The organism is Microbacterium sp. SORGH_AS_1204, assembly GCF_030818935.1.
Taxonomy (GTDB): Bacteria; Actinomycetota; Actinomycetes; order Actinomycetales; family Microbacteriaceae; genus Microbacterium.
In genome coordinates this window covers 1,275,966-1,290,846 of record NZ_JAUTBD010000001.1, presented here as the reverse complement: position 1 = coordinate 1,290,846, position 14,881 = coordinate 1,275,966, and the positions used below count along the sequence as shown (strand labels likewise).

Genomic DNA, 14,881 nt, shown 5'->3' with positions numbered 1-14,881 from the left:
TTCTCGCGTTCGGCATCCATGCACCCACCCCATCAGATGCGGCGACGGATGCCACGGCCTTGACGCCGCCGCCCTCGGCTCGCTCACCCTCGCCCCGCGAGCGCGCACGACTCCTGCAGAGATCGCCGAGCCGCCCGTCGGACCCGGCCGAAGACGCACTCCGTCCGGAGTCGTGTCCGCCGCGCCGTCTTGAACGACCTCGCGCGCGGCGGCCCCGGCCTACCCGTCCGCGCACGCCGCCCGCCCCGCGCCCCACCGCACACGCCCGCCGGTTCCGACGCACGCCGCCCGCCCCGCGCGGCCCGCGTAAGGTGGACGGGTGGCGGAATCCCGGGGGCGCGTGTGGACCGGGGTCATCCGCGTCGGGCCGCACCGCGGCGATCACCGGGTCGCCCTGCGGGCCGTGCTGAGTGTCGGCGTCCCCCTGCTGGTGCTGCTGCTCACCGATCGCCTCGACCTCAGCGTCTACGCCAGCTTCGGCGCCTTCGCCGCTCTGTACGGACGCACCGACGGCCCCCGCGCACGCGTCGGCATGCAGGTCACCGCGGGCGCGATCCTCGTCGCCTCGATGCTCGTGGGCACGGCGGTGTCGTTCCTCGCCGTTCCCGCGCTCGGGAGCGTCGCCGTCGTCGCCGCCCTCGCGGCAGCCGTCACGTTGTTCGCGTACCGGGCGCAGTGGCATCCGCCCGGCGCGCTGTTCGCGGTCTTCGCGGCCGGGGCGACCGCGAGCTTCCCGGCGACGGCCGCCACCTTCGCAACGGCGCTGCTCGTGGGCGGCGCGAGCGTGGCGTGGAGCCTGATCGTGACGACGGCCTTCGTGCTGTTGCGCCGCGGATCGTGGGCACGCCCGAAGAGGCCTCGTCCGCCGATCGGGCCGGTCGCGTGGGAGATGACCGCCACCGTCGGCATCGCCGCCCTGCTCGCGGGCGTCGCGGGTGTGCTGCTCGTCGGCACCCACTGGTATTGGGCGATGGTCGGCGCGGTCGCCGCCGTCGGCGGGGCGCATGTCACCGCCCGGCTGATCCGCGGCGTGCAACGCCTCACCGGGACGCTGCTGGGTGTGCTGATCGCGGCCGGACTGCTCGCCCTCCAGCTCCCGCCCTGGCTCGTCGTCGTCGTGGCCGTCGTGATGCAGGCCGGCGCCGAGCTGTTCGTCGGCCGCAACTACGGCATCGCGATGCTGTTCATCACCCCGCTCGCACTGCTGATGGTGTCGCTCGCCTCCCCCGTCGCGCCCCAGATCCTGCTGCGCGACCGGGTTCTCGAGACGGTGATCGGTGTCGCCGTGGGCACGGTCGTCGCCATCGTCTCGGCGGTCCTGCGCCGTCGATCGCCGCACGCCTGACCCGCCACGACGCGGGCACCGTTCGCCGCTAGGGTGACACCCGATATGAGTGACACCGCCTCGCCCGCCCGACCCCGCCTCGGACACGACGCCGCCGAACGCATCAGCGCGGGGTGCTACGGCGCCCTCGTCTCGGCATCCACCCTCATCGGCCTGGGCGACGCCGACCTGGGCGACGTGATCGCGGTCGTCGCGCTGACGAACATCGTCTACTTCGCCACGCACGTCTTCGCCTACTCGCTCGGCGACACGTCGTCGCGGCGCCCGTGGCCGATCGTCCGTCATCACCTCGCGGTCGGGGCGCCGATGGTGTCGGTGACGTTCCTGCCGCTGCTGCTGGTGGTGATCCTGTCCGCGGCGGGCGTGGGGCTCGAGACGGCGCTGCTGTGGGGTGTCGGTGTCGCGATGTCGTACCTCGTCGTCGTTGCCACCGCCGGTGCGCGCCTGCGGGGCTCCTCCCCCGTGGTCGTCGTGCTCACGGCGATCGGGGCGGCCGTCATCTCGGCGCTGCTGATCGTGGCGAAGCTGCTGTTGCACTGACGCGCGGGCGCGCGACCCGGCGGCATCCTGGATGCCGACCCGGCGCGCCTGCGTTCAGACCGCGCCTTCCGTGTTCGGCGGGGCCGGTTCTGCTCGGACCGCCCTCGTCGTGTGATCGCCGTGGCGGTGGACGATCCGCCAGCCGCCCTCCTCTCGGCGCCACACGTGCGTCACCCGCACGACGAATTCGCCGGGCTCCGCCCCGTCGACCGACAGCACGCCGCGTTCGCGTCCCGCGGTCATCGCCCAGTCGCCCGAGACGAGCACCCGGTCGTACTCCGGCACCAGCGCACCGCCGCGGAACCGTCGCGCGACCGCGGCGAGTGTCGACGCGACGTCGGCCGCTGTCAGCGCGTGCGTGCCGAACCCGCCCATGAGAGTGGCGTCGTCGGTCGTCGTCCACAGGGCCGCGAACGGGCGCGGGTCGCCGTGGCCCATGGCATCCAGAGCCTCCGCCACCGCGTGCAGCGCCTCGTCGAAGTCGGTCACGTCTCACATCATCCCGTGTCGCAGCGACGGACGCAGGGCGTCGTGACAGGGTGGGTTCTCGTGACCCCCTCTCCCCCGGCTCCGCAGCTCACCGTCGTCGGTGCGATCAACGTCGACCTCACCGCCCGCGTCGAGCGGTCGCCGGCGGCGGGCGAGACCGTCGCCGACGGCGTCCTCCATCGCGGACCGGGCGGCAAGGGCGCCAATCAAGCGGTCGCCGCGGCCCGGCTCGGCGCCGCCGTGCGCATGATCGGCGCCGTGGGCGACGACGCCGAGGGCCGTGGCATCCGGGACCGCTTCGCCTCCCTCGGGGTGGATGCCACTCGCGTCCAGACCACGGATGCCGCCACCGGAACCGCCCTCATCGTCGTCGATGCGACGGGTGAGAACTCGATCGTCGTGTGCGCGGGCGCCAACGCGGCGATCGACGCGGAGACGCTCGGCATCGAACACGGCGCCGCGGTGCTCATGCAGTTGGAGGTGTCGGATGCCGTGGTCTCGGCCGCCGCGCGCGCCGCGGGGTTCTTGGCGCTCAATGCCGCCCCCGCCCGCCACCTGCCCGATGGCGTGCTCGAACGCTGCGACCTCGTCATCGTGAATGAGACGGAGTACGCGCAGCTGCCCGAGGTGCACGGCGCGCCACTGCTGTGCGTCACGCTCGGCGCCGACGGCGCGCGGCTGTACCGCCACGGTGAGCTCGTGGCATCCGCCCCCGGGGTCGCGACGACCGTCGTCAACACGGTCGGCGCGGGGGATGCGTTCTGCGCCGCGCTCGTCGTGGGGCTCTTGCGCGGCGACTCCGAGGTCGACGCCCTGACTCGCGCCTGCGCCGTCGGGGCCGCCGCCGTCGCCGACGACGCCTCGCAACCCGCACTGCAGCCCCTCGACGCGTACGGAGCGACCCTGTGAGCCGCCGTCCGATCCTCGTCGACTGCGACACCGGCATCGACGACGCCCTCGCGCTGGCCTACCTGCTGGCCGAGCCCGCCGTCGAGATCGTCGGCGTCACCACGGTCTCCGGCAACACGGATGCCGCCCGCGCCGCCGCCAACACCCTGTCGCTGTTCGATCTGGCCGGTGAGCACGACATCCCCGTCGCCGTCGGCGCGCACGACTTCCGCACCCGCGCGTACGCGGGCGGCGCGCCGCACGTGCACGGCGACGACGGTGTCGGCGGAATCGCACTGACGGCCGCGGCCCGCGCACACGATGCCCGCGCGGCCGTCGAGCTGATCGATCACCTGGCGGGACGGCATCCGGACCTCACCGTGCTCGCCCTCGGCCCCCTGACCAACCTCGCCGCCTACGCCGAGGCGCCCGACGTCACCCGCTTCGACCGCCTCGTCGTGATGGGCGGCGCGTTCGCGCACTCGGGCAACGTCACGCCGTGGGCCGAGGCCAACATCCACAACGACCCCGAGGCCGCCGCCCTCGTCTTCGCGCAGGACTGGGACACCACTCTCGTCCCCCTCGACGTGACGATGACGCAGACACTGGATGCCGCCGACCTCGTGCGCCTCGAAGCGATCCCCGGCGCGCTTCCGCAGGCATTGGCCGCGATGCTGCCGCTCTACCTCGACTTCTACGCCGGTCGCGTCTTCGCCGACCGGCGGTGCGCGTTGCACGATCCGCTGGCCGCGATGGTCGCCGCCGGCTCGCTGCGGGGCGTCAGCGTGTCGTCGGGTCAGGTGCAGGTGCGGCTCGAGCGCGGTGAACGCGGGCGCACCGTGTCGTCGCGTGGGTCGTCGACGCAGCGGTGGGTGCGCGGCATGGAGGGGTCGGCGGTGGAGTTGCTGCTCGCGCGGTTGGAGGCGCGGGAGTGGCCGGGGTGAGATCGGCCGCGGGCGACTGCTAGGGCCGTGTGATCTCCACGACGAGTGTCTCGTCGAACTCGGGGTACGAGACGGTTGCCTCGAGGGGCACGGTGTCGCCGACGCGATCGGCGGAGAAGATGTGCGTCGTCGCCGCGAGGTCGGCCGTGCACACACCGTTGCTCGACGTCGAGAAGGAGACGACGAGCGATTCCCCGGTGGTGTCGAACGCCGTCGCCGTGGGCGGGCAACTGCTGCTCCCCCACGTCACGACCGCGATCGATCCATCCGACTGCAGGTGGACCGCCGGTTCGGCACCGGGGCCGTCCACGGGGATGCCAGTGGGCACGCCGGGCGCTCGCGAGTCGGCGACGCCGGCGTCGGAACACGACGTGAGCACCGCGGCGAAGACGACCGACGCGGCCGCGGCGACGTATCGGCGTGTGCGTCCGGTGATCATGTGCTCATTCTGACGCACCCGCCGGCCACGCGCGGGAAGCACGGGCCCCTGTCGGCGAACGTCATCGTGTGGGCGAGTCGCCCTCCGTGCGGCGGAACCGCCGCTTCACCCACGCCTTCATGCGGTCGGTGTGGCGGTCGGTGAACTCGTTCGACAGCGCAAGGGCCTCCGCGCCGACGTCGGCGCCGGCGTTGATGGCCTCGATCGACCGGAGGGCTCGACGCTCCTGCTCGTCCGCGTCGCGTTCCATGTCATTCAGCGTACGAGGCGAAGAGCTAGCCTGGGCCGATGCCCGCCGCCTTCCCCGCTCGGGATGCCATCGACGAGGCGCTCGCCGCAGCGCTCGTCCGCGAACAGTTCCCGCAGTGGGCGGGGCTCACGGTGGCCGCTGTCCGGGAGTCGGGCAACGACCACCGTACGTTCCGCCTGGGCGACGCACTGGTGGCCCGCCTGCCCGCCGACCTCGGATTCGTCCCGCAGGTCGCGAAAGAGCAGAAGTACCTGCCGTTTCTGGCTCCGCACCTGCCGGTGCCCATCCCCGCGGTCGTGGGCGTCGGGCGAGCCTCGCCTCGGTTCCCGTCCCCGTGGTCGGTGTACGGCTGGCTCGATGGCATCCGCCCCGACGCCGTCCGCGTTCGAGACGATGTGGCGCTCGCGGAGCGGCTCGCCCACTTCCTCGTCGCCCTCCGGACCACGGATGCCACGGGCGGCCCCGCCCCCGGTGAGCACAGCGCGTTCCGCGGCGACCCCGTGTCGCAGTGGGACGAGCAGGTCACGCGCCGGTTCTATCTGCTGGATGGAGCGCAGCGAGACCGCGCGCAGGGCGTGTGGCGCGATGCGCTCGCCGCGGAATCCACGGGGCCGCCGGTGTGGGTGCACGGCGACGTCGCGATCGGCAACCTGCTCGTCGATGCCGAGCACCGCCTGTCGGCGGTGATCGACTTCGGCTGCTCGGCGGTCGGCGATCCCGCGTGCGACACCGTTATCCGCTGGAGCCAATTCCGCGGGCCGGCTCGACGCGTCTTCTGCGAGGTGCTCGACCTCGACGATGCCACGTGGGCGCGCGGGGCGGGCTGGACCCTGTGGAAGGGGCTGATCATGCTCACCAACATCACCCCGGGCGAGCGGGAGTTCGCGGAGCGCGTGCTGGGTGAGGTACTCGCCCGGTGATCACGCGGGCTCGTGGCGTCCTGCGAATCGAAAGTCCCCTTCCCCCATGCTTGCAAAACAGACTGACTGTTCATACAGTCAGTGCAGATCACTCCGGAGGCTCCCCCATGTCAGTCACATCGTTCCCCACCACCGCGGCGCGCTCGGTGCGCACCGCGCCCGACGGAACCCGCTTCCGCGACCTCGACCACGACGGCATCATGGCGGTCTACGAGAACCCGACGGCACGCATCGACGACCGCGTCGACGACCTGCTGTCGCGGATGACACTGGCCGAGAAGGCCGGGCAGATGTTCCAGTCGGTCATCGAGTCCGGACGCGGCGGAGTCGTCGTCGAGCACGACACCCCCGACGATGACGTCGTCGGAGCCGAGCGCTACAACAAGACGGCGACCAGCGATCTGCTCGGCGAGAAGCACATGACGCACTTCAACGTCCTCGAGCTCGAGAGCGTCGAGCAGGCCGTGGCCTGGAGCAACGCCCTGCAAGACGCAGCGTCGCGCACGAGACTCGGCATCCCCGTCACCCTCTCCACCGATCCGCGGCACGCCTTCGTCCGCAACGTCGGCGCGTCGCTCCCCTCCGCGTTCTTCTCGAAGTGGCCGGAGCCCCTGGGGCTCGCCGCTCTCCGCGACGTCGACACGGTCCGGGAATTCGCCGACATCGCGCGCGCCGAGTATGCCTCCGTCGGCATCCGCGCCGCACTCCACCCCACCGTCGACCTCACGACCGAGCCGCGCTGGGCACGCCAGATCCACACGTTCGGAGAGGATGCCGAGCTCGCGTCCGCCTACGTGCGCGCCTACCTCGACGGGTTCCAGGGTGCCGAGCTGGGCGCGACGTCGGTCGCCTGCACCACCAAGCACTTCCCCGGCGGCGGTCTCCAGAAGAACGGCGAGGACGCGCACTTCCCCTACGGGCGGGAGCAGGTCTACCCGGGCGACAACTTCGACTACCACCTCGAGCCGTTCCGCGCCGCGATCGCGGCGGGCACGGCGGGCATCATGCCCTATTACGGCCTGCCCGAGGGACTCGTCCTCGACGGCGAGCCGGTCGAAGAAGTCGGGTTCGGCTTCAACAAGCAGATCCTGACCGGTCTGCTGCGCGAGAAGCTCGGCTACGACGGGGTCATCTGCACCGACTGGGCCCTCGTGCACGGGTACACGACGCCCGGGCGAGAGCTGCCCCCGAAGGCATGGGGCATGGAGCACGCCGACGCACGCACACGCGTGAAGAAGATCCTCGATGCCGGAGCCGATCAGCTCGGCGGCGAGAAGTGCCCCGAGATCGTCGTCGACCTCGTCGAGAGCGGCGAGATCACCGAGCAGCGCATCGACGAGTCCGTGCGGCGTCTGCTGCGGGTGAAGTTCGCCCTCGGACTGTTCGACGACCCGTTCCTCGACCTCGATCACGCGCGCGCCGTCGCGGGGGCCGCCGACGCGGTCGCCGCCGGTCACGCGGCCCAGCAGCGCAGCATCACCGTTCTCGCCAACGGCGACGCCGGCCGCTCGGTCGTCCCGCTCGCGGCCGGCCTGCGGGTCTACGCCGAGGGCGTGGACCCGGCGATCCTGGCCGACTTCGCCGAGGTGGCGGACGACCCCCGGGATGCCGACATCGCGATCCTCCGCGTGAAAGCGCCGAGCGAGGTGCGACAGACCTTCTACTTCGAGACGTTCTTCCACCAGGGCTCGCTCGAGTTCTCGCCCGACGAGGCCGCCCACATCGACGCGCTCTGCCGCGCCGTGCCGACCGTCGTCGACGTGTTCCTGGACCGACCGGCCATCCTCACCGACGTCGTCGCCGCGGCGGCGGCGGTGACGGGATCGTTCGGCAGCGGAGATCGCGCATACCTCGAGGTCCTCTTCGGCCGTGCGCGCGCGGAGGGGCGGCTGCCGTTCGAGCTCCCCTCGTCGATGGCTGCCGTCGAGCGCTCGCGCGAAGACGTGCCCTTCGACACCGAAGCGCCGCTGTTCCCCTACGGACACGGCCTCACCCCGCAGGCCTGACCCCCACCCCCCACCCCTCGTCAAAGGAGACACCATGACACAGACACAGCATCCCGTCCCGGCGACCGCCGGCAGCACGGCCGAGAGCACCGCCGAGCGCATGATGCGGCTGACGGGCCAGCACGTCGGCGCCGGATTCATCACGCGCTACGTCCTCGGCCAGCTGGGGGTGTGGATCGCCCTCATGACCCCCGCCGCCGTCACCCTCTCGCTTCGCGTCGGCGACGTGGATCCGGCGAACAAAGCGGCATCCCTCTCGCTCATCGCCGGGCTCGGCGCCGCCTGTGCGCTGTTCGCCAACCCGATCTTCGGGCGCCTCAGCGACAAGTCGACCTCGCGCTTCGGCCAGCGGCGCCCCTTCATCCTCGGCGGCGTGCTCGTGGGAATCATCGCGACGTTCTTCCTCGGAGCGGCGACGACCATTCCGATGATCGCCGTCGCCTGGTGCATCGCGCAGGTCGGCTTCAACACCGCCCTCGCCGCGACCGTGGCCGTGCTGCCCGAACGCGTTCCCGCACACAAGCGGGGTCGGGTGTCGGCGTGGCTCGGCTCGGGCAGTCAGGTCGGTGCCGTGGCCGGGACGTTCCTCGTGCAGGGGACGGGCACGCAGGGCGTGTGGATGTTCCTGGCCCCCGCCGCGCTCGCCCTCGTGCTCGTCGTCATCTTCGTCGCCGGTCTCAAGGAAGCGCCGCGCACCCGCGCGGAGGTCGGGCGGTTCCGTCTCGCCGACATCTTCACCGCCCTGTGGATCAACCCGTTCCGTTCCGGGCCTTCGGACTGGCGTGGGTGGGTCGCTTCCTCGTCTGGACCGCACTGGCCCTGCTGACGACGTACAAGACCTACTTCCTCAGCGACCACCTCGGCCTCCCCAAGGAGTCGCTGCCGAATCTGCTGTTCATCTCCATGCTGGCTCTCGCCGCCAGCGTGTTCGTCAGCAGCCTGCTCGCCGGCTGGCTGAGCGACATCGTCAAGCGACGCAAGGTCTTCGTCATCGCCGCGTCGCTCGGCTACGCGGCCGCGATAATCGTGGTGGCCACCGCCACCGGCTTCGACGGGTTCCTGCTCGGCGTGGTCATCGGCGGCCTGTCGCAGGGGGCGTACATGGGCGTCGACTACGCGCTCGTCTCGGACGTGCTGCCCGACTCCGACACAGAGGCCGCGAAGGGCATGGGCGTGTTCAACCTCTCCAGCACCGTGCCCCAGACGGTCGCCCCCGTGCTCGCGCCGGTGCTTCTGCTGATCGGGGCGACGCCCGGCAGCCAGAACTACGTCGCGCTCTACGTCGGCGCGGCGGTCTTCGCCCTGCTGGGCGCAGCAGCGATCGCCGTCATCCGCGGCGTGCGCTGATCCGACCGGGCGGCGGTCCGCGAGGCCGCCGCCCTAGGATGAGAACCATGCCCCGTGCCCCCCGGATCGTCGCTCAGGGCGACTCGACCCGGGAGGCGATCTTCGCCTCGGCCGTGCACAACTTCGGCCGATTCGGCTATCGCGGAACCTCTCTCGCACGTATCGCCGCCGACGCCGGCATCGTCCAGTCCGCGATCCTGCACCACTTCTCCACCAAGGAGAAGCTGCTCCTGGCCACGCTCGAGCACTTCTACGACGAACACGGCACGCTGCGCGATCCCGAGGGCCGGGGCATCGACGAGATGCCGGTTCCCGACTACCTCGAGCTCGCCGCCGCCACCAACGAGCGCCGCGCAGACCTGGTGCGCTTCTACGCGGTGCTCTCGGCCGAGAGCACGACCGAGGAGCATCCCGCGCAGGAGTTCTTCCGCGCGCGGTTCGCGCAGACGCGCGGTCACCTCACCGACAAGATCCAGGCCGAGTGGGGCGGTGCCCTCTCGCCTGAGCGAGCCCGCGATCTGGTCACCCTCGCGGTGGCGGCCCTCGACGGACTGCAGACCCAGTGGATCCTCGAACCCCGCGTCGCGATGACCTCGTGCGTCGCCCTGCTGCGGCGCGTCCTCTCCCCCACCGACCCGGACAGTTCGCGCGACGGCTGACGGCCCACGGCGCCGTCGGAGCGTCCCGGGTGCTGCGACCGGCGCACGCGCGTCGCGCGGTCGTGGGGCCGAGGAACGCGACGCCTTCACTGCCCCTCAGCCGGCGAACCCGGAACGCCCGCTCATCCGCTGACGCGCAGGACGACCTTTCCCACGCGGCTGCGCTGCTCGAGAGCCTCGTGAGCGGCGGCGGCCTCGGCGAGGCCGAACTCGTCGGACGCAGCGACGCGCAACCGCCCGCCGCGGACGAGGTCGGCCAGTCGGGCCATCGCGGAGTCGGCGAAACCGGGCTCGGCGAGGTGGTGGCCGAGGAAGTAGCCGCGAACGCCCACGCCTCCCGCGATCATCCGGGGCGCTGCGACCGTGAGATCGGTATCCCCGTCCTCGTCGGGAATCGCTCCGACGATGACGATGCGTCCGCCGTATGCGAGCACATCGAGCGACTGACGGAAGCTCCGCCCGGCCGCCACCTGCAGGACGACGTCTACCCCGTTGCCCTCGGTCGCCTCACGCACCGCGCGGACCCAGTCGGGGCTCGCCGGATCGACGGGGATGCCGCCGGAGCGGGCGACCTCGGACCGACGGGATTCGCTGCTCGCCGCGCCGAGGACGGCGCCGGCTCCCAGGATCTGCGCCAGTTGCACCGCCATGGTGCCCACGCCTCCCGCCGCCCCCCACACGAGGACCCGGTCGCCGGGGGCGAGTCGCCCCGCGTCCGTCAGAGCACCCCACGCCGTCATCCCCTGGATCCCGAGGGCGAGCAGGGTGGTTGCCGGCAGGTCCGTGGGTACCTCCGCGATCTCCGACACGGCGGCGACGACGTACTCGGCGTAGCAGCCCGAGTCAGGCCACACGAACACCCGGCGTCCGTCCCATTCCGCCGTCGCACGATCGCCATGCGCGACGACCTCTCCGACGGCCTCACCGCCGAGGACGTAGGGCGGTCGCAGGTTCGTCGGATACGGCTCACCGCGCCGACGCACGGTGTCCGAGTAGTTGACTCCCGCCGCCTCGATGCGCACGAGCACCTCGCCCGGGCCGGGGACGGGGATCGGTCGTTCGACGACGCGTAACGCCGTCCGCGCCTCCCCGACCCGGTCGAACAGCACCGCCCTCATCGTCGCTGCGGAGCGTGCGTCCTTCGTCGTCGTCATGCGTGTCCTCCTTCGATCCTGGATGCCGGTCCCGGCACCCGCGACACCGTCGTCATGCGCCGCCGCTCCTCTTGCGCACCAGGGTGACCATCGACACGGCCAGGATCAGCGCGCCCCCGTAGAAGACCTGCTGGGTCCATCCGGTCAGCCCGAGCACCTTCAGACCGAGCGTTCCCGTGGAGATGAAGTAGGCGCCGATGAGAACACCGAACGGGTTGAAGCGGCCCAGGGTGATCACGGCAGCACTGGCGAAGACCGTGGCGAACATCGGCATCAGGTAGCTCGTGGAGCTGCTCGCATCGAATCCGCCCAGCCGTGCCACCACGAACACCCCGCCGATTCCAGCGATCAGCGAGCCGAAGACGTAGCTGCCCGCGCGCACGCGATCCACCGAGATCCCCGAGAGCCGCGCGACCTCGTGATTGGCGCCCACGAACGTCATCCGACGCCCGAGCGGAGTCCGATACAGGATGTAGGCCAGGAGGATCGCGAGCAGCAGACCCGACCAGAACGTGACGGTCAGACCGAGCAGGCGCGTCGAGGCGAAAGCAGTGAACGCGGGCGGAAGGCCCGCTTGCGGCATCTCGTTCGAGACGACGAGCGCGAGACCTTGCACGACCGCCCCGACTCCGAGAGTCGTCACGAGCGGATCGACGCCGATGCGCAGGACGAAGAAGGCGTTGACGATCCCGACGACGACAGAGGCCACGAGGGCGAGGGCGATGGAGAGCCAGAGCGGGACACCGTAGAGGCCCGACAGAGAGGGAACGAGCGTGGCGGACAGGCCGAAGACGAACGGCACCGAGAGGTCGATCTCGCCGACGTAGAACGTCAAGAGCACGGCGAGCCCGAGGAAGACGTACACGTCGGCGGAGCTGAACACGCTCAGCGCCACGGGCAGGGAGAGGAACCGCTCCGGACTGATCGAGACGAACACGACGATCAGCGCCAGCCACAGTCCGACCAGCAGATAACGCTGCCAGAACGGGGAACCCGTTCGGGTCTTACGGGGCGCCCTCGACGGGGTCACCAGGGAGGGGGATGCCACGGAGGCATCGATACGGGAGGTCATGCTCCACCTCTTTCCACGGTCGTGATCGGGCCTCGGGCAGCGCGGGGCGTCCCGTAGACCGCTTCGATGATGTCGTCAGGGTCGCTGGTGACCAGTTCTCGGGCGATCCGTCCGTCGCGGAAGATGGGAACGCGATCGCAGATCGCCGCCAGATCGCCGGCCTCGCGCGACACCAGGACGATCGAGACCTCGGAGGTCGTCAACTCGCGGATGGCCGACAGGATGTCCATGCGGGCGCCGACATCGACGGCCTGCGTCGGTTCATGCAGGAAGAGCAGCGTCGGGTCGTCGAGGAGCCATTTGCCGACGAGGACCTTCTGCTGATTCCCCCCGCTGAGCCGACCGACGAGCATCTGGGGATCGGGAGGCGAGACACCCAGCCTCTCGATGACCTCCCGCGCCTCCCGACGCTGCCAGTCACGCGCAAGCCACCACCGTCTGCTGCGCGACGCGATGCGGGGCAACGACACATTGGCCTCGATGCTCTCCGAGAGCGCGATCCCGTCGCGGTGCCGCTCCTCGGGCACCACCACCACGCCCGCACGCAAAGCCGTCCGCACGCTCGTGCGTCGCACGTCCAGCCGGTGCGACGGCAGCGACACCGTTCCGCCCGATGCCTCCAGAGCACCGGAGACCAGGTACGGCAGGTCCTCGAAGCCCGATCCCTCCAGCCCCGTGATCCCGACGATCTCACCTCGGCCGAGGGTGAGGTCGACGCCGTGCACACGGCGCCCGCGCACATCGGAGATTCTCACGAGCGGCTCTGTGGATGCGGGGGCCGCGGCGGAGTGGAGGAAGTCGGGACTGACGTCGCGCCCGAGCATCAGGCGTGCGATCTCGCGCTCGTCCAGGTCTTCCACGGGCGCACCCGCGGCGACGACGCGACCGTCGCGCAGGACGGTCACCCTGTCGGCGATGGCCAGGACCTCCTCGAGGTTGTGGCTGATCAGGAGCACCCCGCCACCGGCCGCGACGATCGAGCGGATCGCGGCGTAGATCGGCTCGGCCGAGGCCTCGGTCAGTGTCCGGGTGGCCTCGTCCAGCACGATCAGCCCCGGCCTGTCGCCCTGGACCAGCAGGCCGCGCGCCATCGCCACCATGGTGCGCTCGGCGGGCGCCAAGGTCGCGACCTTCGTGCTCTCGTCGAGGGGAGTACCGAGCGCGTCCAACACGCGGCGAGCGCTCACCGCCTGGCGCGCGTCGGCGATGTAGCGCAGGATCCGGCTGTGCTCGAGCTTGCCGATGCAGATGTTGTCGGTGACCGAGAGCGCGTCGATGAGTCCGAGATCCTGGTGCACGAACGACACGCGATGGCGGATGAGGTCATGGGAGGAGGGCGGCAGGCTGAGGTGCTGACCGTCGACGACGAGCCGCCCCTGCGCCGGAGTGTGGATGCCGGCCAGCACCTTGATAAGCGTGGATTTGCCGGATCCGTTCTGCCCGACGATGGCGTGCACCTCGCCCCGCCGCACCGTCAGGGAGGCCGAGTCCAGCGCAGCCCTCCCGCCGAAGAGGACAGTGATCCCCTCGAGACGGAGCAGCTCCTCTCCCGCGGCCTCGAGGGCCGGGGCGCCCCCGGCGTCGACGACCGACGTCATCCGAGCCCCCACGAGGAGAGGAACGTCTCGTGGAACGTGGGAGTGCCGAACCAGTCGAAGCTCGACGCCTGCGCCGCATCCAGGGTGATCTCGCCGATGTTCTCGGAGTCGAACAGACGCTGCACCGTGGGGTATTCGATGGCCGCCTGGTCGGTGTACAGCCGCAGGAAGGCGTCGCTGATGGACCAGCCCATGAAATCGGAGGATTGCAGGACCACGTAGTCCAGCGCGCCCTGCGAGACGAGTTGAAGGGTCTGGATGGATCCGCCCTGTCCCCCGGCCTCGAGGTCCGCCGCGCTCACGGTGCCGGCTGAACCGATCCCGTCGACGATCGAGGTCCCGAGGGTGTCCAGGTTGAAAGCGAAGATGCTGTCGACCTGGTCGTCGACGAGGAGCTGCGCCGAGATGGCGCTGGCCGCGTCCGAGACGCGAGCGCTGGTGGTGTCGACCTGCACGAGGTCGCATCCGGGGCAGACCTTCTCGTAATAGGACGCGACGTCGTCGCTGATCCGCGTGGTCGTACCGGAGTCCGCCAGACGGACGAAGATCGTCGAGCGCGGGGACGTCGCCGTCGACACCGTGTAGTCGACCGCGCTCGAGAGCGCCGTCTGCAGTGGCGTCGAAGAATCCACGAAGCGCAGGGTGTCCGTCTCGGCGGTCCCCTCGGCGGGCTGCCACCCGCTCAGGGTGGGAATCCCCGCCTTCTCCAGCGCTGTGTACCCGGTCGAGGCGACCTCCGGCGAGACGGCGAGGGTGATGACGCCGGCCACTCCGAGGGTTGCGGCGTTGTTCATGCAGTTCACGATCTCGGTCGGTTGGGCTTGACCGTCGCACACCGTGAGAGCGGATCCCGTCGGCGCGAGAGCGGCGTCGATCGCGTCGATGACGTTGGCGAAGATAGTGGTGGCCAGGGGAATGACCATGATCGTCTTGCCGGACAGGTCGGCCGCGCCCGCGGGCAGCGCCGGCGCATCGAGGGCGACCTCGTCGATCGGGCCTTTGAGGCTGTCGACGCGATCCGCCGCGGCCGAGACGGCGGCGGCGAAGTCCTCCGACGATCCCTCCTGTGCCGCCTCCGCGCCGCTGCAGGCGGAGAGCATCGAGGCGGCGCACGCGGCGACGGCGAGCGCCGCGAGGGTGCGGGTGAGCGCGCGGGAGCGCGGCGGGGTGAGGGGTGACTGCTTCATTGCATCTCCTTCGGTTCGGGTGGTGCGGGTTGTTCGGATGCCG

Annotated in this window: 16 protein-coding genes; 9 read left to right on the top strand and 7 right to left on the bottom strand. The window is 71.0% G+C overall.

Features of this window, described 5'->3' with window-relative positions; genetic code table 11:
* The first annotated feature begins 319 nt into the window (after positions 1–319).
* Together QE410_RS05920 and QE410_RS05915 are read left to right on the top strand one after the other, a co-directional pair.
* Complete coding sequence (locus tag QE410_RS05920; protein ID WP_307329202.1) at positions 320–1,345, top strand: FUSC family protein; 1,026 nt, start codon at positions 320–322, stop codon at positions 1,343–1,345.
* A 45-nt stretch (positions 1,346–1,390) separates the two neighbouring features.
* Complete coding sequence (locus QE410_RS05915) at positions 1,391–1,885, top strand: hypothetical protein (protein WP_307329199.1); 495 nt, start codon at positions 1,391–1,393, stop codon at positions 1,883–1,885.
* Positions 1,886–1,939: 54 nt separating this feature from the next.
* Here QE410_RS05915 and QE410_RS05910 read toward each other — a convergent pair whose 3' ends face one another.
* Positions 1,940–2,374 (bottom strand): nuclear transport factor 2 family protein, encoded by a 435-nt coding sequence (locus tag QE410_RS05910; protein ID WP_307329197.1) that lies wholly within the window; start codon positions 2,372–2,374, stop codon positions 1,940–1,942.
* 60 nt (positions 2,375–2,434) lie between these two features.
* On the opposite strand from QE410_RS05910, the gene QE410_RS05905 reads away from it, so the two are divergent.
* Both QE410_RS05905 and QE410_RS05900 read left to right on the top strand, forming a co-directional pair.
* A complete protein-coding gene (locus QE410_RS05905; RefSeq protein ID WP_307329194.1) occupies positions 2,435–3,283 on the top strand; it encodes a PfkB family carbohydrate kinase in 849 nt (282 codons plus the stop codon).
* A complete protein-coding gene (locus QE410_RS05900; protein WP_307329192.1) occupies positions 3,280–4,206 on the top strand; it encodes a nucleoside hydrolase in 927 nt (308 codons plus the stop codon). Before QE410_RS05905 ends, QE410_RS05900 begins: the two co-directional genes overlap by 4 nt.
* A gap of 19 nt (positions 4,207–4,225) precedes the next feature.
* On the opposite strand, the gene QE410_RS05895 is transcribed toward QE410_RS05900, so the two are convergent.
* Entirely contained in the window at positions 4,226–4,645 is a 420-nt protein-coding gene (locus QE410_RS05895; RefSeq protein ID WP_307329188.1) for a hypothetical protein, read from the bottom strand.
* 61 nt (positions 4,646–4,706) lie between these two features.
* Complete coding sequence (locus QE410_RS05890; protein ID WP_307329184.1) at positions 4,707–4,895, bottom strand: hypothetical protein; 189 nt, start codon at positions 4,893–4,895, stop codon at positions 4,707–4,709.
* 38 nt (positions 4,896–4,933) lie between these two features.
* Here QE410_RS05890 and QE410_RS05885 point away from each other — a divergent pair, with 38 nt between their 5' ends.
* The 5 genes from QE410_RS05885 (at position 4,934) to QE410_RS05865 (ending at position 9,827) form a co-directional block, all read left to right on the top strand.
* A complete protein-coding gene (locus QE410_RS05885; RefSeq protein ID WP_307329182.1) occupies positions 4,934–5,815 on the top strand; it encodes an aminoglycoside phosphotransferase family protein in 882 nt (293 codons plus the stop codon).
* A 107-nt stretch (positions 5,816–5,922) separates the two neighbouring features.
* Entirely contained in the window at positions 5,923–7,821 is a 1,899-nt protein-coding gene (locus tag QE410_RS05880) for a glycoside hydrolase family 3 N-terminal domain-containing protein (RefSeq protein WP_307329179.1), read from the top strand.
* 34 nt (positions 7,822–7,855) lie between these two features.
* The gene (locus QE410_RS05875) at positions 7,856–8,647 is read left to right on the top strand and encodes an MFS transporter (RefSeq protein WP_307329175.1); all 792 of its coding nucleotides are present in this window, start codon (positions 7,856–7,858) and stop codon (positions 8,645–8,647) included.
* The gene (locus QE410_RS05870; protein WP_307329172.1) at positions 8,608–9,168 is read left to right on the top strand and encodes an MFS transporter; all 561 of its coding nucleotides are present in this window, start codon (positions 8,608–8,610) and stop codon (positions 9,166–9,168) included. Before QE410_RS05875 ends, QE410_RS05870 begins: the two co-directional genes overlap by 40 nt.
* Positions 9,169–9,215: 47 nt before the next feature.
* Complete coding sequence (locus QE410_RS05865) at positions 9,216–9,827, top strand: TetR/AcrR family transcriptional regulator (RefSeq protein WP_307329169.1); 612 nt, start codon at positions 9,216–9,218, stop codon at positions 9,825–9,827.
* A 122-nt stretch (positions 9,828–9,949) separates the two neighbouring features.
* On the opposite strand, the gene QE410_RS05860 is transcribed toward QE410_RS05865, so the two are convergent.
* Genes QE410_RS05860 through QE410_RS05845 form a run of 4 tightly spaced genes read right to left on the bottom strand, consistent with a single transcriptional unit; the run spans position 9,950 to position 14,838 of the window.
* The gene (locus QE410_RS05860; RefSeq protein WP_307329166.1) at positions 9,950–10,981 is read right to left on the bottom strand and encodes a zinc-binding alcohol dehydrogenase family protein; all 1,032 of its coding nucleotides are present in this window, start codon (positions 10,979–10,981) and stop codon (positions 9,950–9,952) included.
* 52 nt (positions 10,982–11,033) lie between these two features.
* Positions 11,034–12,053: an ABC transporter permease gene (locus tag QE410_RS05855; protein ID WP_307329163.1), complete on the bottom strand. Its 1,020-nt coding sequence runs from the start codon at positions 12,051–12,053 to the stop codon at positions 11,034–11,036.
* Complete coding sequence (locus QE410_RS05850; RefSeq protein ID WP_307329160.1) at positions 12,050–13,651, bottom strand: sugar ABC transporter ATP-binding protein; 1,602 nt, start codon at positions 13,649–13,651, stop codon at positions 12,050–12,052. The genes QE410_RS05855 and QE410_RS05850 overlap by 4 nt, the downstream gene beginning before the upstream one ends.
* Complete coding sequence (locus QE410_RS05845; RefSeq protein WP_307329158.1) at positions 13,648–14,838, bottom strand: hypothetical protein; 1,191 nt, start codon at positions 14,836–14,838, stop codon at positions 13,648–13,650. Before QE410_RS05845 ends, QE410_RS05850 begins: the two co-directional genes overlap by 4 nt.
* Between the last annotated feature and the right edge of the window lie 43 nt (positions 14,839–14,881).